This window comes from Virgibacillus sp. LDC1 (assembly GCF_025792345.1).
GTDB lineage: Bacteria > Bacillota > Bacilli > Paenibacillales > Paenibacillaceae > Paenibacillus_AQ > Paenibacillus_AQ lautus.
Map to the genome: position 1 here is coordinate 557,857 of NZ_JAOXLZ010000001.1, position 26,344 is coordinate 584,200.

At 50.2% G+C, this 26,344-nt stretch carries 25 protein-coding genes; 16 read left to right on the forward strand and 9 right to left on the reverse strand.

Annotated features, from left to right (window positions below):
- Positions 1–13: 13 nt before the first annotated feature.
- Positions 14–1,102, forward strand: coding sequence for a glycosyl hydrolase family 18 protein (locus OHJ21_RS02550; RefSeq protein WP_486019278.1), 1,089 nt, complete (start codon positions 14–16; stop codon positions 1,100–1,102).
- 130 nt (positions 1,103–1,232) lie between these two features.
- On the opposite strand, the gene OHJ21_RS02555 is transcribed toward OHJ21_RS02550, so the two are convergent.
- Together OHJ21_RS02555 and OHJ21_RS02560 are read right to left on the reverse strand one after the other, a co-directional pair.
- Positions 1,233–3,380, reverse strand: coding sequence for a YhgE/Pip domain-containing protein (locus OHJ21_RS02555; protein WP_100536188.1), 2,148 nt, complete (start codon positions 3,378–3,380; stop codon positions 1,233–1,235).
- A 29-nt stretch (positions 3,381–3,409) separates the two neighbouring features.
- Positions 3,410–3,796: a YhjD family protein gene (locus OHJ21_RS02560; RefSeq protein WP_100536189.1), complete on the reverse strand. Its 387-nt coding sequence runs from the start codon at positions 3,794–3,796 to the stop codon at positions 3,410–3,412.
- A 179-nt stretch (positions 3,797–3,975) separates the two neighbouring features.
- On the opposite strand from OHJ21_RS02560, the gene OHJ21_RS02565 reads away from it, so the two are divergent.
- On the forward strand, positions 3,976–4,485 hold the full coding sequence (locus tag OHJ21_RS02565; RefSeq protein WP_100536190.1) for a Crp/Fnr family transcriptional regulator: 510 nt from the start codon (positions 3,976–3,978) through the stop codon (positions 4,483–4,485).
- A gap of 178 nt (positions 4,486–4,663) precedes the next feature.
- Here the strand turns inward: OHJ21_RS02565 and hmpA are convergent, their stop codons facing one another.
- The gene (hmpA, locus tag OHJ21_RS02570) at positions 4,664–5,869 is read right to left on the reverse strand and encodes an NO-inducible flavohemoprotein (RefSeq protein ID WP_100536191.1); all 1,206 of its coding nucleotides are present in this window, start codon (positions 5,867–5,869) and stop codon (positions 4,664–4,666) included.
- 494 nt (positions 5,870–6,363) lie between these two features.
- Here hmpA and OHJ21_RS02575 point away from each other — a divergent pair, with 494 nt between their 5' ends.
- Positions 6,364–7,056, forward strand: a complete 693-nt coding sequence (locus tag OHJ21_RS02575; protein ID WP_100536192.1) for a YitT family protein — start codon at positions 6,364–6,366, stop codon at positions 7,054–7,056.
- A 66-nt stretch (positions 7,057–7,122) separates the two neighbouring features.
- Here the strand turns inward: OHJ21_RS02575 and OHJ21_RS02580 are convergent, their stop codons facing one another.
- The 3 genes from OHJ21_RS02580 to OHJ21_RS02590 all read right to left on the reverse strand — a co-directional run bounded on the left by OHJ21_RS02580 (position 7,123) and on the right by OHJ21_RS02590 (position 9,108).
- Positions 7,123–7,305: a DUF2188 domain-containing protein gene (locus OHJ21_RS02580; RefSeq protein ID WP_071223800.1), complete on the reverse strand. Its 183-nt coding sequence runs from the start codon at positions 7,303–7,305 to the stop codon at positions 7,123–7,125.
- 135 nt (positions 7,306–7,440) lie between these two features.
- Complete coding sequence (gene msrA, locus OHJ21_RS02585) at positions 7,441–8,406, reverse strand: peptide-methionine (S)-S-oxide reductase MsrA (protein WP_100536193.1); 966 nt, start codon at positions 8,404–8,406, stop codon at positions 7,441–7,443.
- Between the two features lie 90 nt (positions 8,407–8,496).
- Positions 8,497–9,108 carry a TVP38/TMEM64 family protein gene (locus OHJ21_RS02590; protein WP_100536194.1) on the reverse strand — a complete coding sequence of 204 codons (612 nt, stop codon included), beginning with the start codon at positions 9,106–9,108 and terminating at the stop codon, positions 8,497–8,499.
- A 518-nt stretch (positions 9,109–9,626) separates the two neighbouring features.
- Between OHJ21_RS02590 and OHJ21_RS02595 the strand changes: the two genes are divergently transcribed.
- Together OHJ21_RS02595 and OHJ21_RS02600 are read left to right on the forward strand one after the other, a co-directional pair.
- The gene (locus tag OHJ21_RS02595) at positions 9,627–10,328 is read left to right on the forward strand and encodes a TerC family protein (RefSeq protein ID WP_100536195.1); all 702 of its coding nucleotides are present in this window, start codon (positions 9,627–9,629) and stop codon (positions 10,326–10,328) included.
- Between the two features lie 91 nt (positions 10,329–10,419).
- On the forward strand, positions 10,420–10,734 hold the full coding sequence (locus tag OHJ21_RS02600; RefSeq protein ID WP_100536196.1) for a hypothetical protein: 315 nt from the start codon (positions 10,420–10,422) through the stop codon (positions 10,732–10,734).
- A gap of 100 nt (positions 10,735–10,834) precedes the next feature.
- On the opposite strand, the gene OHJ21_RS02605 is transcribed toward OHJ21_RS02600, so the two are convergent.
- Entirely contained in the window at positions 10,835–11,653 is an 819-nt protein-coding gene (locus OHJ21_RS02605; RefSeq protein WP_100536197.1) for an AraC family transcriptional regulator, read from the reverse strand.
- A 140-nt stretch (positions 11,654–11,793) separates the two neighbouring features.
- Here OHJ21_RS02605 and OHJ21_RS02610 point away from each other — a divergent pair, with 140 nt between their 5' ends.
- From OHJ21_RS02610 to OHJ21_RS02655, 10 genes are all read left to right on the forward strand, one after another.
- A complete protein-coding gene (locus OHJ21_RS02610; RefSeq protein ID WP_100536198.1) occupies positions 11,794–12,894 on the forward strand; it encodes a Gfo/Idh/MocA family protein in 1,101 nt (366 codons plus the stop codon).
- A 172-nt stretch (positions 12,895–13,066) separates the two neighbouring features.
- On the forward strand, positions 13,067–14,152 hold the full coding sequence (locus tag OHJ21_RS02615; RefSeq protein WP_100536199.1) for a Gfo/Idh/MocA family protein: 1,086 nt from the start codon (positions 13,067–13,069) through the stop codon (positions 14,150–14,152).
- Positions 14,153–14,197: 45 nt separating this feature from the next.
- Positions 14,198–15,166, forward strand: coding sequence for a sugar phosphate isomerase/epimerase family protein (locus tag OHJ21_RS02620; protein ID WP_100536200.1), 969 nt, complete (start codon positions 14,198–14,200; stop codon positions 15,164–15,166).
- 46 nt (positions 15,167–15,212) lie between these two features.
- Positions 15,213–15,935, forward strand: a complete 723-nt coding sequence (locus tag OHJ21_RS02625) for a ThuA domain-containing protein (RefSeq protein ID WP_100536201.1) — start codon at positions 15,213–15,215, stop codon at positions 15,933–15,935.
- 176 nt (positions 15,936–16,111) lie between these two features.
- Positions 16,112–16,780 (forward strand): uracil-DNA glycosylase, encoded by a 669-nt coding sequence (locus OHJ21_RS02630; protein ID WP_486019279.1) that lies wholly within the window; start codon positions 16,112–16,114, stop codon positions 16,778–16,780.
- A 146-nt stretch (positions 16,781–16,926) separates the two neighbouring features.
- On the forward strand, positions 16,927–17,247 hold the full coding sequence (locus tag OHJ21_RS02635; protein ID WP_071223811.1) for a winged helix-turn-helix transcriptional regulator: 321 nt from the start codon (positions 16,927–16,929) through the stop codon (positions 17,245–17,247).
- Positions 17,248–17,429: 182 nt separating this feature from the next.
- Positions 17,430–18,107 (forward strand): hypothetical protein, encoded by a 678-nt coding sequence (locus OHJ21_RS02640; RefSeq protein WP_100536203.1) that lies wholly within the window; start codon positions 17,430–17,432, stop codon positions 18,105–18,107.
- A 181-nt stretch (positions 18,108–18,288) separates the two neighbouring features.
- Positions 18,289–20,727 (forward strand): nitrite reductase large subunit NirB, encoded by a 2,439-nt coding sequence (gene nirB, locus OHJ21_RS02645; RefSeq protein WP_394056955.1) that lies wholly within the window; start codon positions 18,289–18,291, stop codon positions 20,725–20,727.
- Positions 20,728–20,823: 96 nt separating this feature from the next.
- On the forward strand, positions 20,824–21,141 hold the full coding sequence (gene nirD / locus OHJ21_RS02650; protein ID WP_394056953.1) for a nitrite reductase small subunit NirD: 318 nt from the start codon (positions 20,824–20,826) through the stop codon (positions 21,139–21,141).
- Between the two features lie 47 nt (positions 21,142–21,188).
- Positions 21,189–21,977 (forward strand): formate/nitrite transporter family protein, encoded by a 789-nt coding sequence (locus OHJ21_RS02655; protein ID WP_394056951.1) that lies wholly within the window; start codon positions 21,189–21,191, stop codon positions 21,975–21,977.
- Between the two features lie 401 nt (positions 21,978–22,378).
- Here OHJ21_RS02655 and OHJ21_RS02660 read toward each other — a convergent pair whose 3' ends face one another.
- Positions 22,379–22,537: an asparagine synthase gene (locus tag OHJ21_RS02660; protein WP_100536207.1), complete on the reverse strand. Its 159-nt coding sequence runs from the start codon at positions 22,535–22,537 to the stop codon at positions 22,379–22,381.
- A gap of 87 nt (positions 22,538–22,624) precedes the next feature.
- Positions 22,625–23,350, reverse strand: a complete 726-nt coding sequence (locus tag OHJ21_RS02665) for a Crp/Fnr family transcriptional regulator (protein ID WP_100536208.1) — start codon at positions 23,348–23,350, stop codon at positions 22,625–22,627.
- 276 nt (positions 23,351–23,626) lie between these two features.
- Between OHJ21_RS02665 and adhE the strand changes: the two genes are divergently transcribed.
- Positions 23,627–26,236, forward strand: a complete 2,610-nt coding sequence (gene adhE / locus OHJ21_RS02670; protein WP_100536209.1) for a bifunctional acetaldehyde-CoA/alcohol dehydrogenase — start codon at positions 23,627–23,629, stop codon at positions 26,234–26,236.
- Positions 26,237–26,344 lie beyond the last annotated feature (108 nt).

Consider the following 26,344-nt stretch of genomic DNA (forward strand, 5'->3'; position numbering starts at 1 on the left):
GACGTGAACAACAATGAAGAATCGCAGAAGGAAATGGGCAGGAGCTGTGGTATTGATGGCTTTGTGTGCTGCTGTCTCTTTCTGGTGGCTGCATACCGGAGAGCAGGAGAAAGCACTGCAGGCTCAGTTAACGCAAACGGAAGTGAAGCTGTCTGCCTGGATTACGGACTGGCAGTGGAAAACGGGCATAACGGATCTGAAGAAGCTCGGTAGTGAGCTTGAAGAAATCCATTTTTTTGCAGCTTACTTCAATCCTAAAGACGAACTCCATTTTACCTCGGATTTTCGGGAGGGACTGCCTGAGTTTCTGGAGAATTCCCGGAAGGGGGAACAGCTTCGCCGTGTCCTGACCATCGTAAACGATCGTTTCGATACCGATGGGACGGCGGACCAGAAGGATCCTGCGCTCATCTCCCGGATCGTGGCAACTCCGGAAAGCCGCAGTCTGCATATCGGGCACATTCTGGCTGTGGTATCCCAGCATGGCTTTAGCGGTGTGGAACTGGATTACGAGAAGGTACGCAAGGAAGATTGGGCGAATCTTTCGGCTCTGTACGAGGAGCTGTATGAACGTTTACAAGCGGAGGGTTTCTCTCTTCGAATCGTGCTGGAGCCGGGGATCAGCCAATCATCCTTTGACCTGCTGCCGGAAGGTCCGGATTATGTCCTGATGGCATATAACTTGTACGGAGGGCATAGCGGACCGGGTCCAAAGGCGGATCACGCCATGATAAGGAAGCTGGCGGACAAACTGCACGGGATCCCGGGAGACCATGCCATTGCGCTGTCGGTTGGCGGGTTTGACTGGGCCAAGAACGGCAAGGTGGTCTCTTTAACGGAAAAGCGTGCGGTGGAGCTGGCCCATGCCATCTCGGACGATCCGAGTCGGGATCCGTCAAGCGGTGCCCTGTATTTTGAATATACGGACGACCAAGGCATCGGCCATACCGTGTGGTATGCGGATGGAATGACCATTGCAGGCTGGGTGGATGCGGCGAGAGACTCGGGGATTTCGAAGATTGCGATCTGGCGGCTTGGGGATATGGAAGAGGATACGTTGAAACAGTTGAAGGAATATCATCAGCAATCCCAACATAAGTGAATCTTTTACGAAAAAAGGGACATCCCACGGCTCTAAGAAACCGGTTGGGGTGTCCTTTTGCGTAAGGTATGACTCATGTTATCAGCCAAGCCGTCTTTCTGTGCGAATATAAGTACAGGAAGGGGCTGGATTAATGGATGAGCTTCGAGGCTTTCGCTTTGCGGACAAGTCCGCCGCTGGCCCGGTTGATCGGCTTCTTGAGCGCAATCCCGATCATTAGCGCAATTGCCGCGAAGATCAGCATGAACAGGACATCCCGGATGACAATATCCCATAGAATGCCGCCAACGGCTTCCCGCATCATGCTAATGGCGTAGGTGAATGGCAGATACGGATGCAATGCCTGGAAGAACGGCGGCGTCATCTGGATCGGGAACGTTCCGCCCGCGCCTGCAAGCTGCAGCACAAGAAGTACGATGGCCATCGCTTTTCCGACATTGCCGAACACGGACACCAGCGTATATACAATCAGCATGAAGATGGAGCTGATCAGCAGCGCAAACAGGATGAACCAGCCCGGATTCACAACATAGGTCCGCAGCAAATAAATATCACCCAGGGTGACGAATAGCGCTTGGAACAGCGCAATGGTCAGAAATGTTAAATAGCGTCCGAAGTAAATCTCGATGCTGCGGAAGCTTCTCTCTTCATCATGAACCTCGACGGAGAGCAGGGAAACGAGCAGCAGGGCGCCTACCCACAAGGATAAGGTCGTGAAGAAAGGAGACATGGCGGAGCCATAGTTTGGGATTGGATACAGGCGATTCTCTTCCAGCGTAACAGGCTCGGCAAAAAACTGGCTTTCGAGCTCAAAATTGTTTTGAAGCAAATCGATAACCTCTTGGATATCCCCTTCAGCTTCCATCTCGCGCAGCCGATTAGCCAGCTGCGTAATTCGTAGCTCGGCTTCCGGGAGACGGCTTTGGGCAAGCCGCACTTCTTCGCCCCCTACCTTGAGCCCCTTCCGGGCATCTTGAAGCAAACGCTGAATGTCGGGGACTGCGGCAAGCGCCTGGGTCAGCTCCTGCTGAACACGCTTGGCCGTGCCTGCGCCCTTGGTGAAGGCTTTGCTGATCGCTGGACCAATCTCCGTATCGTAGCGGCTTAACAGCGTGTTGGTCAGTCCCGTAATGTCATCGTTCAGCTTTTTCAGCTTATCGATGGAATCCGCAGGTGCTTCTTCTCCCCGTTCCACGGCTTGAGCTATGGTTTGGAGCACGGCCTGAGCTGAGGTCCAGCGTGCTGCAATGTCCTCGAGCTTGGCCGCCCCGGAAGCTGCCGCCGGGGAGATCGAGCCCAGCCGCTTGAACAATTGACCCAGCCGGGCCGCGGCTTGCGCTGCTGTCTCTGCGCGTTCCTGGGCAGCGTTCAGGCGGCTGGCAAGCTCCTTCGGGTCGATGTCGGCTTGCCCCAGAGTGTCCAGCACTTGCGAGAGCGCTCCGGTGGTTGCAGCCAGTACCTCCAAGTCCTGACGCAGGGCAGGCTCCAGCGATTTCGAGGCACCCGCAGCCTGATTCGCGAACTCCGCCAGCGCACCGGCCATGGTTTTGCCGTCCGTGGCAATCCCTTCAAGGCGAGGCAGGGCGGTGTCGGCCTGCTGAATCAATCGGTTGGCCAGCTGAATATCCTTAGCGGCTGTGCCCACCGCTTCATTGAGCTCCGGAAAGCTTTTTTCGAGCCGGAACAGAAGACTTCGTACTTTATTAATTGCCGGGAGCTGATTCTCGATCTCAATCCCGAGCGTGTTGAAGATCTCAAAGATGGTGCCATTGGCGGTTTTGATGAAATTTTTGCTGATTTCCTCCACGACACCGGATGCGCCCTGGGCCGTCACTTTGGGAGAAATGGCGTTGATTTTCTCGTTGGTATAATAGAGGATCTGAGCTTTGACAGGCTCATTGGTCAGCACGGTGCCGATCCGGGCAGAGAAGTTCTCCGGAATAATGATGGCGGCATAATCATCGCCGCGCCGTACACCTTGAATAGCGTTCTCGCTATCCTCCGTAAACCGCCATCCCAGCTTCTCATTGTGATGGAGGGACTCCACGATTTCTTTTCCCAGATTAATCGGCTGGTCGCGAAGAGTGGTCCCTTTATCCAGGTTGGCAACGGCAATGGATACACCGGAGGTCTGGCCGTAGGGATCCCAAGAAGCCTCAATGTTAAACCAGGCATACAGAGAAGGAAGAACGGCAAGCCCGGCTATGATGACGCCTGCAGCCCAATTACGAATGATTCTATGGATATCGGCAGAATATATGTGGAAGATATTCTTCATGAGCGCTCCTGTCTTGTACGTAGTCGGTGCTAGTATGCCGCTAAATCCGTGCCAAGATACGAAACGAGCCGATCCTTTATCTCTTCCTTGAGGGAGTGCCATTCGCAGAGCAGGCTGCCTTCATATCCGCGGCACAAATACTGAACCTGCAGCCCTTCCTTGGCTGTGCGGTTCTGGCTATGAATCCGGATGCCGCGCCTTCTCATCTGTTGTTGTATGAACCAGGCATGATCCGAATTCCCTTTTTTAATAAGCTGCAGATTTAAGATATAGAGGTCAGCCGTTTTGAGTTTAAGGGTCTTGAGAATTCGAATATCCCGCTCGAGTGCAGACTGGATGATGTGATGCAGCAGATAATCATGGATTAGGGCTTCGTCTTCTGGTGAAGGCGGAGGAGGAGTGGAAGGCTTCATCATAAGAGACACATCCTCAGACATAAATATATAGAACATATGTTCTATCTTACACATAGTATGCCAACAATATACGGCCTGCAACCATTAATTTCTGGCAATGGTTTATGGATCCCAGTGGATTCATGGCGGCATATCGTTTACACTCCTGATAACTGCATTCATCAGGAGGCGATTCATTCATGATTCTACATAAAGGCGAAATATTGTTCAGGCAAGGGGATAGCGGGGACCATCTATATCACATCCGGAGCGGATTGTTCAAGGTGACCCGTCTCCATCCGAACGGCAACATGGTGCTTTTCAATATTTTATATCCCGGTGAAACGGTGCCGCACCATTCGCTGATCAGCCCGAAGGAGACACATGGAACGGCGATCGCTCTGATCCAGAGCGAAGTGGAGGTCATATCGGCTGAAGCGTGGTACCGCCAGCTCGCGGAGGATCCGCAGAAACCGCTCGAGGTTGCCAGATTGCTGCAGGAAAAAGTGCGGTTCATGCAGATGAGGCTGGATCACTTGACGGTGGGAGGACCTGCGGAGCGGCTTGAACTGCTGATCCGGTGGCTGGATGAGTATTCACAGGGAATACACTTGACCGAGTATCTGACTCAGGAAGAGATCGGACAGCTGATCGGCGTGAGGAGAGAAACGGTAAACCGGCTGCTGCGGGAACAGGGCAAGCACGTCTAGCCCTGAATTTGCGGACGATATGAACGCCGGGATACATATGTTAATAACATGCTCACGACAGAATTAGCAGAAGGTTCACTTTTTCGCTGAATCATAGTCACCAGCAAGCATAATCAATCCAAAAAGGGTGCCTGTCTTTATACAAGACAGGCACCCTTTGATTTTGTAATACGGTTCATTAATCTTCCAATGTACCCGCCGGGCCGAAGAATTCATAATGAATCCGGTCTGAAGGTACCTCCATCGATTTCAATTGACTGTTCATGGCACGCATGAACGGAACAGGGCCGCAGAAGTAGAAGTCGGCTTTCGCATCGACGGTTTTACGAAGGAATTCAAGATCAATATAGCCAGCTTGGTGGCACTGATCCTCCGATTCCGGTTGTTCATAAATGACATAAGAGGTTAGCTGCGGATGCTTGGAGGCGAGCGCATCGATATGAGCCTTCATCGCATGCTGGCTGCCGCACTTGGCCGCATGAATAAACGTTACTTTCCGGTCGGGCTGACTCAGCAGCACGGTTTCGAGCATGGCCACCATCGGGGTCAAACCCACGCCGCCGCTGATCAAGACAAGCGGAAGATCGGTGTCCGTATCCAGCGTAAAGGAACCGGCCGGAGGAGTGACCTCGAGAACGGTCCCGACCTCGGCATGACGGTGCAGCCAAGTGGAGACGATGCCGGCAGGCTTTCCTTCCAGTTCATCCTCACGCTTGACCGTGATTCTGTAGTAAGGTTGGCCCGGTGCGGACGAGAGACTATAATGACGATTATGATAATAGGTTTCACCTTCAGGTTTTACCCGGAGCGTGATGTATTGACCGGGTTGATAATCGGCAATCTCGCCGCCGTCCTGCGGGACCAAATAAAAGGAAGTGATGACGGAGCTTTCTTCCACCTTCCGGTCAATTACGAAATTGCGGTATCCGCTCCAGCCGCCGGCTTCGTTCGCGGCTTTATGGTACATATCAGCTTCAATGCCAATGAAGACATCGGCAATGGCGCCGTAAGCTTCGCCCCAGGCCTCGATAATTTCGGGCGATGCGGCGTCACCTAGCACCTCCTTCATGGCGGCGAGCAGCGTTTCGCCAACGATCGGATAGTGCTCGGGCAAAATGTTTAACGCCCGGTGCTTGTGTCCGATCTGCTTAACAACCGGGACGATCGCTTCAAGACGATCGATATGGGCTGCTGCGGCGTACACGGCATTGGCAAGAGCAAAGGGCTGTTTTCCTTCTCGTTGATTCGCATGGTTGAATATGTTAAGAAGCTCCGGATGATGATGAAACAATTTTTGGTAAAATGCAGTCGTGATTGCCGTTCCATGCGTTTCAAGAACAGGAACGGTGGATTTAACGACTTCAATCGTATGCTGGCTTAACATGCAGACTCCCCCTGATTCATAAGTCGAATTCGTGTTCGATTTAAGTATAGACAAGGGAAGAAAGGGCAATTGTGATTTTGGTCACATCGGATTTAGCGAATATGTGAACAACGTATTAATGGTGGAAAGTTTATGGAGGGGAGTTCTTAAAGCGAGTTTTTTTACATATTCCATATATAGATTCCAGTTCATTCTAGCCAGCTGTTTAGCTCGCGTGCCAACTGTGTTATAATAAGGTAAGCAGTCTAACTAAAACGAGAAAGGATCAGGATACCATGTGTCCCCGAAGGACGAATCCCCAAAGGACGATTTGGAAACGTTATGATCTCTCATACACATAGCTTCCTTCGTAGAGCGAAGTCGGACGTCTGAAGACAAGGACGGTCTCTGCGAAAGGATGGGAACTATGGTTCGAAGGATGAACTCCTCCAGGTTGCCTCTAGGTAGAGATTGGCCTATGTCTGACCAATCTACTACGACAAGAGGGATCCTGTATGAGGAAAAGACAAAACACAATTATCACCATGTCGGCGATGTTGTTCGGAACGTTTTTAATGGCTTTTACGTATTATCACATTAATTTTCACAATCATTTAACCGAAGGCGGCTTTGTCGGCCTTGCGCTGCTTGGCAAATATGCGCTTGATATTCCGCCTGCATTAAGTATGATCCTCATGGACATTCCGGTTCTGCTGATTGCCTTGTTTATCAAAGGTCGGAAGTTTATTATCAATACCGTTGTTGCGGCGAGCATGTTCACCTTGTTCTACGCATTGATCGAGCGGTATTCCACGCTTGTTATCGATCTGAATCATAACTTGCTGGCAGCCGCGCTGCTGTCCGGTTTATTGACGGGCTTTGGTGCAGGCATCGTGCTCCGTTTCGGCGGGGCGACAGGCGGTGACGACGTGATCTCCGTGCTGTTCAGCGAGTGGAGCGGGCTTAAGGTAGGGACGGTATTTTTCCTGATGGATGCCGTAGTACTGCTATTATCGCTATTCTACATGCCATTGGTTGAAACCTTATATACTATATTAGCCGTATCGATTGCCGGGCAAGTGATCACCATCACAGTGACGTACGGTACCGAGAAAACGGAAAAGAAACCGATTCGGAAAGCGGTCCGTGCCCCAAGCACTCCGGTTACTCCGAAGACAGCGCAGCATACCGTTAGCGGCCGATCATAATCCGGTCCAACTAAGAGAAGCTCACCCGCATGCAGGGTGAGCTTCTTTCGTATGCTTATGTTGGATTCACTTCTCGTCCTTGGGATGATTTTCATCCCATTCCTGAGCCTTGGCGGTGGCAATGGCGATGGCGCGTCCTTCATCGTAATCTTCCTCAAGCAGGGCATTGGCAATTTCCACGGCTTTATTCCTCACCCGCGGCTCCAGATTTTTCATGGATGGCGGATAATCATGTTTACTCCAAGGCATGTAACGATCCCTCCACTTCATCTGTTATTCGTATGTAATGTATATTACCCCGTGCAACCAAATTGAATAAACGGTTTCAATGGCACAAAAAAAGTACATTGTCCCCCGGAGGACAATGTACTTGGAAACTTCGATTTATTCAAACAGCTGCAAATACTCGCCGTAGCCTTCCTTTTGCATCTCTTCTTTCGGTACAAACCGCAGTGCGGCGGAATTGATGCAGTATCGAAGGCCGTTCGGCCCAGGACCGTCGTCAAATACATGGCCGAGGTGCGAGTCGCCTTTTTTGCTCCTTACCTCGGTGCGGACCATCATATGGGTGAGATCCATTTTTTCCTTGATGTTGTATTCGCGTATCGGACGGGTGAAGCTCGGCCATCCGCAGCCGGCATCATATTTGTCCGTTGAGCTGAAAAGCGGCTCGCCGGATACGATGTCCACGTAAATGCCTTCCCCGTGATGATCCCAGAACTGATTGTGGAACGGAGGCTCGGTTGCGTTATTCTGGGTCACTTCATATTGGATCGGAGTCAGGCGCTGTTTAAGCTCGGCTGGATCCATCGGCTCCGACCAATGCTGCTCAATGAAATCCTCGCGTCCTGAACCTTTGCGGTAGCGTTTGTAATGGCTCGGATTTTTCTTGTGATAATCCTGATGATATTCTTCAGCTTCATAGAAAGTGCTGGCCGGAATGATGGGCGTTACGATCGGTCCGTCGAATCGTCCGCTGGCAGCTACTGCTTGCTTGGATTGTTCAGCAAGCTCGCGCTGCTCGTCCGTATGGTAAAAAATAGCGGTTCGGTAAGATGTACCCCGGTCATGGAATTGTCCGCCCTCATCCGTTGGATCGATTTGCTGCCAGAAGAGCTCAAGCAGCTTTTCGTAAGGGAACACTTCCGGGTTATACGTGATTTGAACGGCCTCGTAATGACCCGTTGTATCAGAGCATACCTCTTCATAGGTGGGATTTTCCTTATGACCGCCCGTATAGCCGGAAACGACCTTCAGAATACCCGGCAGCTCATCAAAAGGAGAGACCATACACCAGAAGCAGCCTCCCGCAAAGGTAGCCAATTCACTTGGGGTTGAACGATTATTCATCTATTATCCCTCCATCGTTATAACAATTTAAATGTAAGTCTTACTCTATATTATAATCATTTTGGTCAAAGAAACCAAAATGATGCTCATTTAAGCTGGTCTCCCTTTATACCACCGGATAGCGGCCAGGCACAGAGCGGTAACCAGCATGAGTCCGCCAGCGATTCCTGCAAAGAGAAGCGGATGATCGGCAAATCCGCTGCCCAGCCAGGCATACAGGAGAATTGCGGGGATTTTACCGATGGCTGAAGCGGTTGTGTACGTCCAGAATGGAATGGAGGCGACGCCTGCATAAATATTGACGGCCATTTGCGGTATGATGGGCAGTAAGCGCGCAAGCAGGATCGACTGAAAGGGGCGCCGTTCCACCACGGCTGTGAACCTATGGATAGCCGCGTATTTGCCGAGCAGTCGCCTGCCGGGCTCCTGGTATAAGGCGCGTACAGCCGCATACAGGATGACGGCGGCTATCGTTGTTCCAAACCACGAAATGGCTGCAGCCCAAACGGTGCCATATGCATAGCCGAGAATAGCGATGATGACTTTGTAGGGGGCAATGGGAAATAAGGCAAGCAGGGTTGCCAGCACGATCATCAGGTAGAGTGGGGGATTTCCTCCAAGCCAGTCCATGATTTCTTGTCTGTATGCAAAAGCCAGCGTCAATGCTGTTGTATAAATTGCGGGTATGATCCATCTCTTCATAAAGAATCCTCACTTTGCGAAAGTCAACCAGAATAGCACCATAATAGCAAAAAAACAGCAATGCTGCCCATCTTTCGGACAGCTGAGCATTCGATTTCGGGTGGGAAAAATTGAATATACAAGCGATTTTTCATATGTTATAATATGTCCAACCGAATAGTTCCCAAAGGGGAGTAGCTTCATAAGAAAACCTATATCGTGGCCTTTTCATGGATGAGTGACCGCGATTCAAGGTAGGTTTTCTTGCGATATAGAATTTCATGGGTTCCGCTGATCACTTATAAATTCTATATCGTAAGTAAAGTCGTCATTACGGGATTAACCATCCCCGGCTTTATTGGCAACGAGTATGTTGTTTAGCGAGACCTTTGCCTGATTTATTTATGAATGAGGTGGAGGTCTATTTTTGCGCCCAAAAAACGCTGTAGACCTTATAAACTAAGGGAACAGCGTTTTTTTTGGATGGAGGACATCGGTAGGTAGAAACCTAAAGAAAATGAAGAAAGGATGGGAGATGCATGGATTTGATGTCGATGGATTTTTGGATGGCACTGCTATCGATTGTCCTTATTGACCTTGTGTTGGCAGGCGATAACGCGATTGTTATCGGGCTTGCCGCTCGTAATGTCCAGAAGGAGGACCAGAAGAAGGTCATCCTGTGGGGGACCGTCGGTGCGATTGTCATTCGTATCGTGGCCACCCTCCTCGTTGTACAGCTCTTAATGATCCCTGGCTTGCGCTTGATCGGTGGCTTTGCACTGTTGTGGATTGCCTACAAGCTGATGGTGGATGAGAAGCAGCATGAAATTTCCGCTGGCAACCAAATGTGGGCGGCAATCCGTACGATTATTATCGCGGATGCGATGATGGGACTGGATAACGTGCTTGCTGTAGCTGGCGCTGCTGGTGAAAGCTTCATGCTGGTTATTATCGGACTTGCGATTTCGGTACCAATTATGGTGTGGGGCAGTACCATTATCCTGAAGTTGACGGATCGCTTTCCAATTATCATCACCATCGGTGCTGCGGTATTAGCCTGGACCGCATCGAAGATGATTGTGGAAGAGCCGATGATTCACAGCTGGTTCGCCAATGGCGTTCTGAAGTACGGTTTTGAAATTCTCGTTATTGCCATTATCATCAGTCTTGGAACTTGGATGAAGAAAAAGAATGACCAAAAAGCGAAGAGCAATCCGGTACAGGTCAAGATGGTCGACTAGGTTAGACTTTGTCTGAGCGCAAGTAAACGGTATAATGTCTTCATGAACGAAGAGAGCTCCGAAGCCCTTTTCGCATGAGGAGGGGTAACACATGGAATTTACGGAAAAATCCGTAGAAGAACGGATTGCGGAGTCGTACCGCCAGGACGAGGATATGATGATCCTCGTGTTTGCCCAGTGGTGTGTGAATCACGGACTGGACCCAGTGGAACTGTACCGTAAGGCATATCCGAATCAGCCGGACAATGAGCGGCTGGCGCGGGTGCTGGAACTAACGGTGCCCAAGGAAGAAGCTGGTGAAATACCGGATCAGACCCTGCTTGGTGTCCTGTCGTTATTCGGAAATGAAGACTTGGCTATCGTTGTAGCCGAGGCAGCGGCCACGCTAGGCTCGGATAAGAAGTAATATGGAATCATGGAATATCTTACATGTGATTCAAGAGAGAAGCGGGTCGATCAAGGAAAAACCTTGGTCGACCCGCTTTTTTACTGCGCAAATGGTCCGATCAATTTGACGTTCGGCTGGCCATGCGGAATTGTTTAGGCGAAACGCCGAATCGGGAGCGGAAAACGCGGTGAAAATAAGTATAGTTGGCAAAGCCGGAAGTTTCGGCGACATCCTCCAGCGAGAGAGGGCTGAACACAATCCGTTCCTTGGCCATGCTCAGGCGAACGTCCATGGTGTATTGCATGATGGTGGTGCCAAAAGCTTCTTTGAACAGATGGACTGCCCGGGAAACACTGATGCCGACATGGGCGGCGACATCCTCCAGCTTGAACATCGAGGAGGCATTCTCTTCAATGTAATTTTTCATGCGGTAGGCTAGATACGTCTTGGGCGTGGTCGATGGCTGCTCCGATAACAGGCGATCCACTTCGAGGCATAGAATCCGTACCGTGTAATCCGAAATCTCCGGATAAGGATCCGATACGCGGCGCTGCTCCAGCAGAATTTGCCGAAACAGACTCAGGTAACGCTCTTCCAGTGGGACCCGAATTTTGGTTGGGCGTTTCTTGGAATTCCACCACGCGTCAGCCCAGGGACCCTTGAAAAAAATATGGTAATCTCCGCTTTCGATGGTTAATTCACCCAAAGCGTTATATTCGTCATCTATTCGGAGTTCATAGGGTTGTCCTGGCGTGAAGATCAACAGATCCCCTGCCTCCACGAGTGACAGCTCGTCATCAATTTTCGCGCGGCACTTGCCATCGGTCTGCCATCGCATCAAGTAGGTGTCGAAACCGTCAGCCAGGGACATCTTGAAAGGTTTACGATGAAATGAGAAATCCGCTGCTACGACTTGGTTGGAAAGATTTGAATCCATTGCTAAAGTCCCCTTTGAAGAATAAGAAAATAATGACCAGATTGTTCATGTTTTAATCATATTCTTCATTTTAAACGAAAGCATAAAAGAATACCATGGTACTAGTCCGAGCACATTTTAAGGCTCAAGGAGTGACAGCGATGAAAAAAATGAAAGCAGGTATAATTGGCTGCGGAACGATCAGCGGCGTATACTTCACGAACTTAAAGAACAGCCCTTGGGTTGAAGTCGTGGCATGTGCTGACCTTATTCCGGACAACGCGAAGAAGAAGGCTGAAGAGTTCAACATCCCGAACGTGTACACGGTTGAAGAGATGCTTGCACAGACTGACATTGAGTTTATTATTAATCTGACCATTCCGGCCAGCCACGCCAATGTGGATATCGCCTCCCTGGAGGCAGGGAAGCATGTTTACAGTGAAAAGCCGCTGGCTATTACCCTTGATGAAGCTCGCCGCGTGCTAAATATGGCAGATCAAAAAGGACTTCGCGTCGGCTGCGCACCCGATACGTTTTTGGGCTCCGGCGTACAGACGGCCAAAGCCGCGATTGAATCCGGTCTTATTGGCAGACCTGTTGCCGCAACGGCGTTCATGATGGGTTCTGGACCGGAAGCATGGCACCCTAATCCTGAATTTTTTTACGCGTCGGGCGGAGGTCCAATGATGGATATGGGTCCTTATTATGTATCGGCCCTGGTAGAGCTGCTTGGTCCTGCAAGCCGGATCAGCGCATCCACAGGCATCCAGATTCCGGACCGCGTAATCGGCTCCGGCCCGCTCCAAGGAAAACCGATCACGGTGCAGACCCCAACGCATTTAGCAGGGACGCTGGATTTTGAGAACGGTGCCATTGCAACCATGATCACAAGTTTTGATATCTTTGGCGGATCGAACCTGCCTTGGATCGAGATCTATGGCACGCAAGGGAGCTTAAGCCTCGGGGATCCGAACTACTTTAACGGCGAAGTGAAGCTCCGGAAGCACGGCTCCGAGGAATGGGAGCTGCTTGACCCTGCGTTTGAATGCGGGACGAACGAGCGGGGCTTGGGCATCAACGATATGATTCAATCGATTCATGAGCAGAAGGACCATCGCGTGAGTGCCCGTCTGGCTTACCACGTGCTGGAGATTATGCAGTCGTTCCAGCAGTCTTCGCTGGAGGGCCGACATATCGTTCTGCAAAGCACATACCGCTATGGCAAACTTCCGGCGCCGCAGCAGGCAGACATGCCGGAATAGCGAACTGGCAGCCCGGTTCATATTCTTGTACACTGGTTATGAACGACATGCAAACCAGCTTCTGACGGATCTGACAGGATTGTGAGTTCTTGGAAATGGTCCGCATGAAAGCGTTGCACTAATATTTGGAGAGCATCCAAAATGATCAAATGCCTATGGGGAGGAAATGGACATGTCGAAATCGTTGAAGATCGGAATTATCGGTTGCGGGGGAATCGCCAACGGCAAGCATATGCCGAGCTTGAAGAAGCAGGCACAGGCCGAATTGGTCGCTTTTTGCGACATCGTAGAAGAGCGTGCGCAGAAGGCGGCTGCCGAATACGGGGTTGAAGGCGCAAAAGTTTACACGGATTTCAGAGAATTGCTGCAAGACGGCAGCATCGATGTTATCCATGTATGTACGCCGAACGATTCGCACTCCGAGATTACGGTTGCATCCTTGGAAGCCGGCAAGCACGTGATGTGCGAAAAGCCTATGGCGAAGACCGTTTCCGAAGCCAAAGCCATGCTGGACGCCGCAAAGCGTACAGGGAAAAAACTTACCATCGGTTACAACAACCGTTTCCGGGATGATAGCATGTATCTGAAAGGCGTCTGTGAGGAAGGCGATCTGGGCGAGATCTACTACGGTAAAGCGCTGGCTGTTCGCCGCCGTGCCGTTCCGACCTGGGGCGTATTCCTTGACGAAGAGAAGCAAGGCGGAGGTCCGTTGATCGATATCGGTACCCATGCACTGGATTTGACCTTGTGGCTGATGGACAACTACAAGCCGAAGAGCGTGCTTGGATCCACGTTCCATAAACTTGGTCAACGCGAGAATGCGGCGAATGCGTTCGGTCCTTGGGATCCGAAGGAGTTCAAGGTAGAGGATTCGGCATTCGGGTTCATCACGATGGAGAACGGCGCAACGATTATTCTGGAATCCAGCTGGGCCCTTAACGTCGTTGAGACGGGCGAAGCCAAAGCCGTGCTGGCGGGTACCGAAGGCGGAGCTGACATGAAGGACGGTTTGCGTATTAACGGCGAGAAAATGAGCAGATTGTATGAAACCAAAGTGGATTTGAATGCCGGCGGCGTAGCGTTCTATTCCGGTTCCAAGGAAAATGATGCGGACCGTGAAGCCAGAATGTGGCTGGAGGCTATAATTGAGGATAAGGACCCTGTGGTTAAGCCGGAGCAAGCGTTTGTGGTAACGCAAATTCTGGAAGCGATCTATGAATCGGCGAAGACCGGAAAAGCGGTTTACTTCGATAACTAAATCTTACAATCACAACTAATACTTAGATAAACCAGGAGGTATACAATGAAATTAGGCGTATTTATGGTATTGCTGAGCGGACGTAAATTGGAGGATGCATTGGACTACGTGGCATCCAAGGGACTTAAAGCGGTTGAGATCGGAACAGGCGGTTATCCGGGAAACGCGCATTGCAACCCGGCCGAGCTGCTGGAGAATGAAACCGCGCTGAAAAACTTCAAAAATGCGGTAGAATCCCGTGGGTTGATCATTAGCGCACTGAGCTGCCACGGCAACCCGCTTCATCCGCAAAAGGCAATCGCGAAAGAGTTCCATGACACGTACGTAAAAACGGTAGAACTTGCCGAGAAGCTTGAAGTACCTGTTGTTAATACATTCTCCGGCTGCCCGGGCGACCATGAGGATGCTAAATACCCGAACTGGCCGGTTGCACCTTGGCCTAACGACTACCAAGAGATTCTGACTTGGCAGTGGGATAACAAGGTCATTCCTTACTGGACCGAATGGGGTAAATTTGCCGCAGATCGCAATGTGAAGATTGGTTTGGAATTGCACGGCGGCTTCTCCGTTCATACGCCAGGCACGCTGCTCCGTTTGCGTGAAGCCGCAGGCGAAGTGATTGGTGCCAACCTGGATCCGAGCCATATGTGGTGGCAAGGGATCGATCCTGTTCAAGCGATTCAAATTTTGGGTCGCGAAGGGGCAATCCACCACTTCCATGCGAAGGATACAAGCATTGACCCGATCAACGTGAACAAACACGGTCTGACCGATATGCAGTCTTATGCCAACATGCTGGATCGCGCTTGGCAATTCCGCAGCGTAGGCTACGGACATGATGTGAAGGAATGGGCGGATATGATGAGTGCCCTTCGTCTGGTTGGATATGATTATGTCGTAAGCATTGAACATGAAGATGGATTGATGTCCATAGAAGAAGGCTTCTCCAAAGCGGTGCAAAACCTTCAGCAAGTGCTGATCGAAGAGCCGCTCGGAGAAATGTGGTGGGTCTAACAGCGTAGAGGAATAGCCGAAATAAGCAATTAGGGGGAACAGCAACATGCTTAACGTAACCATTTGGAATGAATTCGTACACGAGAAAATCCATGATGAGGTTCGCAGCGTTTATCCGGCGGGGATTCACACTGCTTTGGCGGAGGGTCTGCAAAATCCGGATTTCGTTATCAGAACGGCAACGCTTGATCAGCCGGAGCATGGATTGACGGATGATGTACTGGATTCAACCGATGTGCTGTTGTGGTGGGGGCATATGGCTCATGACCAGGTAAGTGACGAAATCGTAAGCAAGGTCGTTAAGCGCGTGCAGGATGGGATGGGTCTGATTGTTCTTCATTCCGGACATTTTTCCAAGCCGTTCAAAGCATTGATGGGCACAAGCTGCGATTTGAAGTGGCGCGAAGCAGGAGAACAGGAAATTATTTGGAGCGTGAATCCGACGCATCCGATTGCGGCCGGAATTACGGGGCCGATCATCATTGAGCACGAGGAAATGTACGGGGAGTTCTTTGATATTCCAGCCCCAGATGAGCTGGTATTTGTCAGCAATTTTGAAGGCGGCGAAGTATTCCGCAGCGGTTGCACGTTCAAGCGCGGTCATGGGAACATTTTCTACTTCCGTCCGGGGCATGAGACCTATCCAACCTACTACAACCCCGAAGTGCTGAAAGTGATCACGAATGCGATTAACTGGGCTTATTCCACGGCAGGTAAGCAAACCTTCGGCAACAGTCAGCCGGTTCGTGCGCTTCCCGTTTTAGTCTAAGCTACGAGCAGCGTTTTTTAAGAAGCAATGAGTTAACGAGTCGTTCAGGGGGCAATCCTTGAGCGGCTCGTTTTATCGTTGGCGGTGAATGTTCACCGAAATGTTTTTGCCGGCTAGGGATAGAATATACCTAAGTATGGGGTATTGTATGATATACAAGAAGGGGGGCTGTACACATGAGTGAAGTACAAAGCGCACCTGTAGATCCCGCAACCATCGCCATATGCCAGGCCAAGCTTGTCCATCAACCCGTTGAGGGCTTCCTGCTGGGGAGAGGAGTCCGCTTCGCCAAGATTATGTTTATTGGGGAAGCCCCCGGCGCCCATGAAGTTCTGGAAGGCTTACCTTTTGTAGGGCAGGCCGGACAAGAGATGAATGCCTACCTGGAACGCCTGAACCTGACCCGGGAGCAAGTCTATATTACCAGTGCCATGAGAAGCAGGCCCTATAAGGAAAAGCTAATCGTGAGGTCCACGGGCGAGCGTGTCATCAGCCGCTCCAATCGGACACCGACGAAGGCGGAAATATTGGCCCATGCACCTTTGCTTGATGAAGAGATTCGATGGGTTCGCCCGCACATTATCGCACCCATGGGAAATACGGCGCTGCACCGGTTAATCGGAAGCCATGAAACGGTGACATCGCTGCACGGCAAACTGATGGAGGGCCCGGTCCAGCAAGCAGCAGATCCGGAGAATCCCGGTGGGGGCTATATGTTCTCAGTGGAAACCTATAAGATATTCCCTCTGTTCCATCCAGCGGCCGTACTGTATAATAGGAAATTATCCACTTTGATCGAGGAAGATTTGGATATTTTGGCTCGTATATTATGGCACAAACGCTGATTTTATGGGAAAAAGGGGCTAGGTGGTTTTCAGTTTCTCGGAAATGTGCTAAAATGAAACATACTTACAATTCGTAAGTTTTCTAGATTTTGATTAAGCTTATGAGTTTCTATAAACAAGGTGACTTCGTAAAGAGGTGAAGGGATATGGAAGTTACAAATGTTACGATGTGTCCCCGTTTTGAATCTGCATTTTCTTTTCTGGGCAAACGGTGGAACGGTTTGATTATTCAAACGTTGATGAGCGGGCCTAAGCGCTTTAAGGATATTTCGAATTTGATTCCGTCCATGAGCGATAAAATGCTCTCTGAGCGGATGAAGGATTTGGAATGTGAAGGCATTTTGATTCGTCATGTCTATCCGGAAACACCGGTACGTATTGAATATGAACTGACTGAAAAAGGCAAAGCACTGCGTCCGGTGATGGAGCAAATTGCATCCTGGGCAGAACAATGGGTCGAAAGATGAGTCATCTTAAGACTCCCCTTGATGATTAAACCCTGGCATGAGACATCCTCATTTCAGGGTTTTTTTTCTAAATGGAAGTATGATTCCTGTTTCTTTACGGCAAGAATAGGTGGACATGCACCAAGCGGACGCAGCTGCTATATAATGTGAAAAACCCAGCAGCATATCAAGGAGGCGAGCCCATGACCAAGCGAACGTATATCTCCCGTTTCCATTATGGACAAGAGGACATCTCAGAACTTGAAAACGCTTCATTAAAAGTGCTTCAAATTTTTGAGAAAACCAAGCGGATGCTGAGCCAGTATGTGCCGGACTCCCTGTGGCTAGCTGTGTCTGGAACAAGCCCGGGATCTGCAGAATCCGTTTACCCAAGCAGTGCCGATGCTGCAGGCATGTTTCAGAAATGGGTCAAAGCCCCCGGCGGATGGAAGTTCATTGGTTATGAAACCGATAGATTGAATGCGTCCACCGGGCAGAATATAGGACGAACGGGAAGATTCCTGCAGATGATCATCTGGTCACTCTATGAGAAAATCGCGATGCTGCATCCCATCCTTGGCAGTGAGCCGTTTTTTGACGGGGAAGAGCTGGATGTGATCGCGAATTATTTTGTGCCTACGTATATCAGCGCCGTACCGTTGGTGGAACAAGGAAAGGCCTTTAAGACCATTCAGGCCGACATTGTTCTGTATCAGGAGCATATTCAGGCACCTGCCGTCATTATGCAATCGGATCGTGGCTTATTGGAGGGGAACTGGATGACCGGGGTGAACTTGGACGCGAAGGGGTTTGCCGGGATTCGTCCTTATTTGAAGGTTCCTAACGGCGAACGAGCCTATATGGAAGCCGATATTATATAGAGAGCATTTTTCATCATAACCTTGTTCCGATGCGGACAGGGTTATTTTGTATATTTGTTTAAAATTTTAACGATTTATGTGAAATATATCACAAAAATTAATGACGTCAGACGATATAATTTATGTGAAAGGAACGGAATACCACGATCACTAGATAAATGTGTTGGGGAGGAATCAAACGATGTCCAATATAAAGAGAGAAAAGTTAGTTGTCATTGGCAACGGTATTGCCGGGATTAGTACGGTCGAGCAAATCATTAAATTGGGGGGGAATTTTGACATCACCGTCATTGGACAAGAGCCTCATCCGAATTATAACCGCATCATGCTGTCGTATGTGCTGGAAGGCAGCAAAACCTTGGATGACATTGTATTGAATGATTGGAAATGGTACGAGGATAACCATATCACTTTGCACACGGGTGCCACTGTAACTGCCATTGATGGAGAGCGCAAGGTCGTGACAGCCGACAACGGATTGACGGTGCCTTATGACAAAGTCATGATAGCTACGGGCTCGAAGCCCTTTATTTTACCCGTACCGGGAAGTGACAAAGAAGGCGTTATTGGTTTTCGAAACATTGCCGATTGCACGCAGATGCTTCAAGCCGCTAACGCATACAAGAAAGCGGCTGTCATTGGCGGGGGACTTCTGGGACTGGAAGCGGCCAAGGGATTGGTCAGCCTGGGCATGGAGGTGACGGTAGTTCATCTCATGCAGGATTTAATGGAGAGCCAGTTGGACTCGATGGCATCCGGCATGCTGAAAAGGGAGCTTGAACAGCAGGGTATCAACTTCTTATTAGGCAGGCAAACAACCGAAATATTGGGAGATACCAGAGTTACGGGACTCCGGTTCAAGGATGGGGATGAGCTTGAAGCCGACCTGGTGGTGATGGCAGTGGGCATCAGAGCGAACACCGCGATCGCCCAAGCGAGCGGAATCGAAGTGAACCGGGGCATCGTAGTCAATGATTATCTTCAGACTTCCTGGCCGGATGTGTATGCGGTTGGCGAATGCTGTGAGCATCGGGGCGCATGCTACGGCCTGGTTGCACCATTGTTCGAGCAGGGACAGGTATTGGCGAAGCATCTATGCGGTGTGGAAGGCAAGCCTTACGAGGGAAGCATTGTATCGACGAAGCTGAAAATCAGCGGGGTTGATGTATTCTCTGCCGGAGAATTCATGGAGCAAGCCGAGCACTCGGTGATTACCGCAAAAGATGATTGGCGCAAGACCTATAAGAAAATATTAATTCGCGACAATATCATCGTTGGGGCGATATTGTTCGGAGATGTGAGCGATTCGGCAAGCCTTCAATCCATGATTCGGAAAAAGACAGCCATGACGGATGAGATTTACGATTCGATCATGGGTACTGACAGCGCAGGAACAGGAAATGGCAAGGCATTTTCACTGGAGAAGATGCCCGATGATGAAATCGTGTGCGGCTGCAACGGCGTAACCAAAAAAGCCATTGTGGATGCCGTTACTCTACAGGGTCTTACGACAGTGGATGAGATCAAAGCTTGTACAGGAGCTACCCGCTCGTGCGGCGGCTGTAAACCTGTCGTGGAGCAAATACTCCAGAGCGTATTGGGCGATGGCTTTAAGGCGGCAGGCAAACAAGGCATATGCCCATGCACAACCCTCGATCGGGACGAAATCGTCGCCGAAATCCGCGCCAAGGGGCTTACCACGACGAAGGAAGTCATGCATGTTCTGGAGTTCAGCAACCCGGAGGGCTGCTCGAAATGCCGTCCTGCCATTCATTATTATCTGGCGATGCTGAATCCGGTAACCCATCAGGAGGAGAGAGAATCCCGATTTGTCAACGAACGGATGAACGCCAACATTCAGAAAGACGGCACGTACACGGTAGTCCCAAGAATGTACGGCGGCGTTACCACACCGGAGGATTTGAAGAAAATCGCGGATGTATCGCTTAAATATAATGTGAAGGTTGTCAAGGTTACCGGCGGACAGCGTCTGGACCTCATCGGTGTTAAGAAGGAAGATTTACCGAGTGTTTGGGAAGAGCTCGATATGCCGTCGGGTTATGCTTATGCCAAATCGCTGCGGACCGTGAAGACCTGTGTAGGTTCCCAATTTTGTCGTTTCGGTACGCAGGATTCGATGGGCATGGGGGCATTTCTCGAGGAGAAATTCGAAAGACTGGATTTTCCGGCGAAATTTAAAATGGCGGTCAATGGATGTCCGCGAAATTGTGCCGAGTCGTGCACGAAAGACATCGGGATCGTTGGCAATGACGGTGGATGGGAAATATTCGTTGGAGGCAACGGCGGAACGAAAGCGCGTCTTGCTGATTCGTTCTGCAAAGTGAAAACGGATGAAGAGCTGATTGAAATCTGCGGAGCCTTGATGCAGTATTACCGTGAAACCGGCAAGTACCTGGAGAGAACATCGGAGTGGGTGGAGCGCTTGGGACTGGAACAAATCCAAGCGGTTATCCTGGATGATCCCAAGCAGCGTAAGGAACTGGTGGAGAGAATTGAGCTCGCCCTGCAGCAAGTCGAGGATCCTTGGAAGAAAGTGCTGAACGACGAGAAGCTGCGCAATACATTATTCGAGGATGCAAGACCGGTCAGCAGCAAATAAAAGAGGGAGGAACAGACTTCCCTCTTGCCGCCTGAACATCGAGAGCTTTTTCGCAGTAAGGATGAGGATAGAAAAGAGAAGTGGAGGTTATATGTTATGGAAACCGGAAGATTTATTACGGTAGGGAATGAAAATGATTTTCTGTCACAGCTCGGAAGGGTGGTCCAACTTGGAGACCGGGAGATTGCCGTCTTCCGGACTTCGGATCATCAATGGTTTGCGCTGGATAATCGAAGCCCACATCCCAAAGGAGGGCCGCTCTCAGAAGCCATCGTATCCGGGCACTACATCTACGATCCGTTATACGATTGGAAAATCGAGCTTTCAACCGGGCTCGTACAGGCTCCGGATCAAGGTCAGGTTCGTGTATATCCGATTCGCGCCGTGGACGGAAGGGTTGAGGTGGGTGTTTAAGGCCAGCAATCGCATAATCAACAGACGATATCAAGGGGTGGTATCCCATGTTTAAAACCGATGTGGAAGCCGTCGTCAATGCCGCCGTCGGGAAAAAAGAGCAGATGAATAACAATCTGCTGCGCTATATGGTATCGGCTATGCTGGCGGGCGCGTATGTCGGCATTGGAATTGTATTGATCTTTAAGCTGGGGGCGCCGCTGGCAGCTGCCGGTTCACCTTTCCAATCCCTCGTTATGGGAGCTGCATTCGGGATTGCGCTCACGTTGGTGGTGTTCGCCGGATCCGAGCTGTTCACCGGGAATCATATGTTTTTTACGATAAGCACCTTATCCGGACGAACGACGATGGGGGATACGCTGAAAAACTGGGTACTCGTATTTATCGGCAATTTGGCTGGAGCGATTCTGCTCAGCTATCTGGTGTACGCTTCCGGCCTGTTCAATGGCCTGCCACCGGACCACCTCATCTTCACGGCTGCCGCCAAGAAAATGAATGATCCGTTTATGGAGCTGTTCTTCAGAGGCATCTTGTGTAACTGGCTTGTCTGTCTGGCCTTGTGGATGGGAATTCGGGCCAAGGGAGAAACGACAAAGCTGATCTTAATATGGTGGTGTCTGTTTGCCTTCATTGCAACAGGGTATGAGCATAGTGTAGCCAATATGACGCTTCTGACGCTCGCGACGATTTTACCGGGGCATCCCGAAACCATTTCCATCGGCGGATGGGTCAGCAACATGGTGCCGGTCACGCTGGGGAACATCCTTGGCGGTGGATTGTTTGTAGGGATGGCTTACTGGTTTATCTCATCGGGAAAAGGGAGCAAGCAAAAGTAGGCTGTCGTAGGCGGTAGCGAACCTTGGAGCGGGATGAATGATAGCTGTTGCATCCGCTGCCTTAGGGAGGCAGCCATCAAGATTCTCGGTTGCCCAAGCTGTTGACCGCTTCATTCACCGTGCGAACGAGATGTTGTGGAGGAATTCCATCCTCCAAGTTCATTGTCAGATGAAGTTTAACCTGACGAATAAACAAAGAAACCGTTCTTGGTTAATGGTCCGTCATTCTTCCAATTACCAAGAAACGGTTTCTTTTTTTGTATATTAATAGAGTGGGGGGATCTCCGCTTTTTAGATACGTCATCGCTGGAGCGAACAGGAGGGCGCTAGCATAAATAAGCTGTCCTCCTCAGTCATTGAACTGAAAGGACAGCTATGCGAATCTTGTCTTCCCAATCGTTTTACCGATGTTCCACGAGGTCAATCGCACCGAGCACGATATGAGCCAGTCCGAAGCCGAGAATACCGGTGGCGGCAAGTTTATACCTGCTGCCAAGCAGAGCGGCACCCGAAGCAGAAACCACAGTTCCAAGAACAGCAGGAATCAAACCTTCACGCATGCTGAGCACTCCCTTTAATTGGTTTGGAAAGACAAGGTTTATTGTAAGCAGATGACTGTAAATTATGCACAGAAGGGAGCCGGCCGGTTAAATCCGGCAGATTTCGTTCGGACACAGCTCACAATGGCAGATTTCCTGCAGCATCGGAAGATCTTTAATGACAATCATCCCGCCGGCATATTCGATGGCATCTTTTTTGCGTAAGTCACTCAGCATCCGGTTCACGCTTTCTCGGGTTGCCCCAATCATGTTCGATAGATCGGTGTGGGTAATCTTCTTGTTGATGAGAATGGTATCATCCGCTTGATGCTGCCCGTAGGTATTGCTCAGACGGATGAGCGTCGACGTTAAAGCACCGGGCTTTCCGTACATCATGAGATCACGGAATTTGGTCTGGGTGATGCGGTGGTGAATGCCCATCCACTTCATAAAATCAATGGCAAAGTCGCAATGCTGACAGATCAGCAGCTCCAGATCCTTGTGCTCGATGACTCCGACAACACTATCCTCAAGCACCTCTGCCGAGAAACTGTGGTTGTTGCTGAAGAATGGATCGGCTTGACCGACCATGTCTCCTGGATGGTACATATATAGAATAAGCTCTTTGCCTTCATCCGTCGATTTGGTTAATTTAATTCTTCCTTGTTTAACGAAGTACAGCTTGTCGGCGAAGTCACCTTCCCAGAACAAATGGGATCCTTCAGGGAGTACCCTTTCCTTCATGGTGACCAGCAGACGGTTGCGGTTTTGTTCCGAGAAGCACTGCGTGTTCCCTAAGTTTTCGATTTCCATTACATGGTCTACAGTATTCATGTTGGTATCCCCTAACATCCTAAAATTTGATCTGTTTAATCTTTAAATACATTATAACGTGAAAACATTCACTTTTGGGGGAGAATAAGAGGGAAATCGTGGCGAATTTTCAAACTTTGTGATCTCTTTCACTTGAAAGGAGGGAAAGACAGGTATAAATCACACAGAAAAGATAAATTTTAATATTGTGAAATATTTCACATGATTTTAGAAACAGCTGTGTTACGATCGAGGCGTAGAGAAGAAAGAAACACGAACCATGGGAGGATGAGAGATATGGCTGTGAGCAAAGGAACGGTTGAAGTTAAAGGACAAACGGCAGCAGAGTACATTCAGGGTCTGATTGACAAGGCAAATCGGGCCAAAGAAAAGTTTATGGAATTGAATCAGGAGCAAGTCGACGGGATTGTACAGTCGATGGCCATGGCAGGCCTTGAGAAGCACATGCAGCTGGCGAAGATGGCGGTTGAGGAAACGGGACGCGGCGTGTACGAAGACAAAATCATCAAGAACCTGTTTGCCACAGAGTATATCCACAACAGCATCAAATATGACAAGACGGTGGGTATCATTGAAGACAACGCTTATGACAGCTTTCAAAAAATAGCGGAACCGATCGGGATTATCATGGGGATAACCCCGGTAACCAATCCGACGTCCACGACGATATTCAAAGCGCTGATCTCCATTAAAACAAGAAACCCGATCATTTTCGGATTCCATCCATCCGCTCAGGCCTGCAGCCGGGAAGCTGCGCTGATATTGCGGGATGCCGCCGTGAAGCAAGGTGCTCCTGCCGATTGCATCCAGTGGATCGAAGCTCCTTCCATGGATAAAACCAATGCGCTCATGAATCATCCTGACGTCGCCTGCATTCTGGCTACGGGCGGTTCGGCGATGGTTAAAGCGGCATACAGCTGCGGCAAGCCGGCCCTCGGCGTAGGACCAGGTAACGTGCCCTGCTTTATAGAGAAGAGCGCCGACCTGGATCAGGCGGTGAACGACTTGATTTTGTCCAAAACCTTTGATAACGGCATGATCTGCGCTTCGGAGCAGGCTGTCATTATCGAGGAGCCTATATATCATACAGCGAAGAAAAAAATGATCGCCAGCGGCTGTTATTTCGTCAACAAGGAAGAACTGGCGAAGCTGACTGCGCATGCGATGGTATCGGAGAAATGTGCAGTCAATCCATCCATCGTCGGAAAGCCGGCCGCTAAAATTGCCGAGGCATGCGGTTTCGAGGTGCCGGAAAGCACCAAGATCCTGGTCGCCGAGCTGGAAGGGGTCGGTCCGGCTTATCCGTTGTCCGCCGAGAAGCTGAGTCCGGTTCTGGCCTGCTATAAAGTAAAGGACGCCGAGGAAGGCATAAGACGCGCAGAAGAGATGGTTGCTTTTGGCGGCATGGGTCACTCGTCGGTGATACACTCGCACAATGAGGACATCATCATGAAATTCTCGGATCGGATGAAAACCTGCCGCATCCTGGTGAACCAGCCTTCTTCGCAAGGCGGCATCGGCGATATCTACAACACGAACCTGCCATCGCTGACGCTGGGCTGCGGTTCGTATGGACGTAATTCCACTTCGTCGAACGTGACGGCTGTCAATCTAATCAACGTGAAAAGGGTGAACCGCAGAACCGTGAATATGCAGTGGTTTAAAGTGCCGGACAAAATTTACTTTGAAAAAGGTTCCACGCAGTATCTTGCGAAAATGCCGGAAATCACCCGTGTCGCTATCGTTACCGACCCCATGATGGTGAAGCTGGGCTATGTGGAGCGGGTAGAGCACTATCTGCGTCAACGCAGAGTGCCGGTAGCCATCGAAGTCTTCTCGGAGGTCGAGCCGGATCCTTCGACAACGACCGTAGAACGCGGAACGGAGATGCTTGCCAGGTTCCAGCCGGACTGTATCATCGCCCTCGGCGGCGGATCGCCAATGGATGCAGCCAAAGCCATGTGGCTGTTCTATGAATATCCGGATACGGACTTTAACAATCTGAAGCAAAAATTCATGGATATCCGCAAACGGGTCTATAAATATCCGAAGCTTGGACGGAAGGCGAAGTTCGTTGCCATTCCAACAACGTCGGGAACGGGCTCGGAAGTGACTTCGTTTGCCGTCATCACGGACAAAGGGCTGGGAAATACCAAATACCCGCTGGCTGACTATGAGCTGACACCGGATGTGGCGATAATCGATCCGGAATTTGTGTACACCTTGCCTAAAACGGCGGTAGCCGATACCGGAATGGACGTTCTGACACATGCCATTGAAGCCTACGTATCGGTGATGGCCAGCGATTATACGGATGGGCTTGCCATCAAGGCCATACAGCTGGTGTTCCAGTATCTTGAGCAGTCGGCGCTTACCGGTGACAAGCTCGCCCGCGAGAAAATGCATAATGCTTCGACGCTTGCCGGCATGGCTTTTGCGAATGCGTTCCTGGGCATCAACCACAGTCTTGCACATAAGTGGGGCGGCCAGTATCACACGGCACACGGACGCACTAATGCTATCCTGATGCCTCACGTCATCCGTTACAACGCCAAGAAGCCAACGAAATTCGCGGCATGGCCTAAATACACCCATTTTGTAGCTGATGAGAGATATGCTGAAATCGCACGGATTCTGGGGCTGCCTGCAAGAACGACGGAAGAGGGCGTAAACAGTTTGATTGCCGCGATCCGGGAGCTGAACAGCAAGCTCGGTATCGAGGAGTCGTTCCAGCAGCTTGGCATCGATCCTAAAGATTTCGAGAAAAATGTTGAGCATTTGGCGGATCGGGCTTTTGAAGACCAGTGCACAACGAGCAATCCGAAGCTGCCGCTGGTGACAGAGCTCGCAGAAGTTTACCGCAATGCATTCTACGGCCGGTTCTGAATAGGATAGGTATTGAAACGCCGATCATGAAGATCTGTGAAGGTTTTGAGGTAAGGTATGCGAGACCAGGACCAGAGTGATAAAAATCACGGGAAAAGTTAAGTTTGT

What these genes read in the sequence shown, in the direction of transcription:
- OHJ21_RS02575 (WP_100536192.1), top strand. Translation starts at nt 6,364, where the DNA reads ATGAGGAAAAGACAAAACACAATTATCACCATGTCGGCGATGTTGTTC.
- OHJ21_RS02550 (WP_486019278.1), top strand. Translation starts at nt 14, where the DNA reads ATGAAGAATCGCAGAAGGAAATGGGCAGGAGCTGTGGTATTGATGGCT.
- OHJ21_RS02625 (WP_100536201.1), top strand. Translation starts at nt 15,213, where the DNA reads ATGCTTAACGTAACCATTTGGAATGAATTCGTACACGAGAAAATCCAT.
- OHJ21_RS02580 (WP_071223800.1), bottom strand. Translation starts at nt 7,305, where the DNA reads ATGCCTTGGAGTAAACATGATTATCCGCCATCCATGAAAAATCTGGAG.
- OHJ21_RS02560 (WP_100536189.1), bottom strand. Translation starts at nt 3,796, where the DNA reads ATGATGAAGCCTTCCACTCCTCCTCCGCCTTCACCAGAAGACGAAGCC.
- OHJ21_RS02555 (WP_100536188.1), bottom strand. Translation starts at nt 3,380, where the DNA reads ATGAAGAATATCTTCCACATATATTCTGCCGATATCCATAGAATCATT.
- adhE (WP_100536209.1), top strand. Translation starts at nt 23,627, where the DNA reads ATGGCTGTGAGCAAAGGAACGGTTGAAGTTAAAGGACAAACGGCAGCA.
- OHJ21_RS02660 (WP_100536207.1), bottom strand. Translation starts at nt 22,537, where the DNA reads ATGCGTGAAGGTTTGATTCCTGCTGTTCTTGGAACTGTGGTTTCTGCT.
- OHJ21_RS02620 (WP_100536200.1), top strand. Translation starts at nt 14,198, where the DNA reads ATGAAATTAGGCGTATTTATGGTATTGCTGAGCGGACGTAAATTGGAG.
- msrA (WP_100536193.1), bottom strand. Translation starts at nt 8,406, where the DNA reads ATGAATAATCGTTCAACCCCAAGTGAATTGGCTACCTTTGCGGGAGGC.
- OHJ21_RS02655 (WP_394056951.1), top strand. Translation starts at nt 21,189, where the DNA reads ATGTTTAAAACCGATGTGGAAGCCGTCGTCAATGCCGCCGTCGGGAAA.
- OHJ21_RS02565 (WP_100536190.1), top strand. Translation starts at nt 3,976, where the DNA reads ATGATTCTACATAAAGGCGAAATATTGTTCAGGCAAGGGGATAGCGGG.
- OHJ21_RS02600 (WP_100536196.1), top strand. Translation starts at nt 10,420, where the DNA reads ATGGAATTTACGGAAAAATCCGTAGAAGAACGGATTGCGGAGTCGTAC.
- OHJ21_RS02615 (WP_100536199.1), top strand. Translation starts at nt 13,067, where the DNA reads ATGTCGAAATCGTTGAAGATCGGAATTATCGGTTGCGGGGGAATCGCC.
- hmpA (WP_100536191.1), bottom strand. Translation starts at nt 5,869, where the DNA reads ATGTTAAGCCAGCATACGATTGAAGTCGTTAAATCCACCGTTCCTGTT.
- OHJ21_RS02595 (WP_100536195.1), top strand. Translation starts at nt 9,627, where the DNA reads ATGGATTTGATGTCGATGGATTTTTGGATGGCACTGCTATCGATTGTC.
- OHJ21_RS02635 (WP_071223811.1), top strand. Translation starts at nt 16,927, where the DNA reads ATGGAAGTTACAAATGTTACGATGTGTCCCCGTTTTGAATCTGCATTT.
- OHJ21_RS02665 (WP_100536208.1), bottom strand. Translation starts at nt 23,350, where the DNA reads ATGAATACTGTAGACCATGTAATGGAAATCGAAAACTTAGGGAACACG.
- OHJ21_RS02640 (WP_100536203.1), top strand. Translation starts at nt 17,430, where the DNA reads ATGACCAAGCGAACGTATATCTCCCGTTTCCATTATGGACAAGAGGAC.
- OHJ21_RS02605 (WP_100536197.1), bottom strand. Translation starts at nt 11,653, where the DNA reads ATGGATTCAAATCTTTCCAACCAAGTCGTAGCAGCGGATTTCTCATTT.
- OHJ21_RS02630 (WP_486019279.1), top strand. Translation starts at nt 16,112, where the DNA reads ATGAGTGAAGTACAAAGCGCACCTGTAGATCCCGCAACCATCGCCATA.
- OHJ21_RS02610 (WP_100536198.1), top strand. Translation starts at nt 11,794, where the DNA reads ATGAAAAAAATGAAAGCAGGTATAATTGGCTGCGGAACGATCAGCGGC.
- nirD (WP_394056953.1), top strand. Translation starts at nt 20,824, where the DNA reads ATGGAAACCGGAAGATTTATTACGGTAGGGAATGAAAATGATTTTCTG.
- OHJ21_RS02590 (WP_100536194.1), bottom strand. Translation starts at nt 9,108, where the DNA reads ATGAAGAGATGGATCATACCCGCAATTTATACAACAGCATTGACGCTG.
- nirB (WP_394056955.1), top strand. Translation starts at nt 18,289, where the DNA reads ATGTCCAATATAAAGAGAGAAAAGTTAGTTGTCATTGGCAACGGTATT.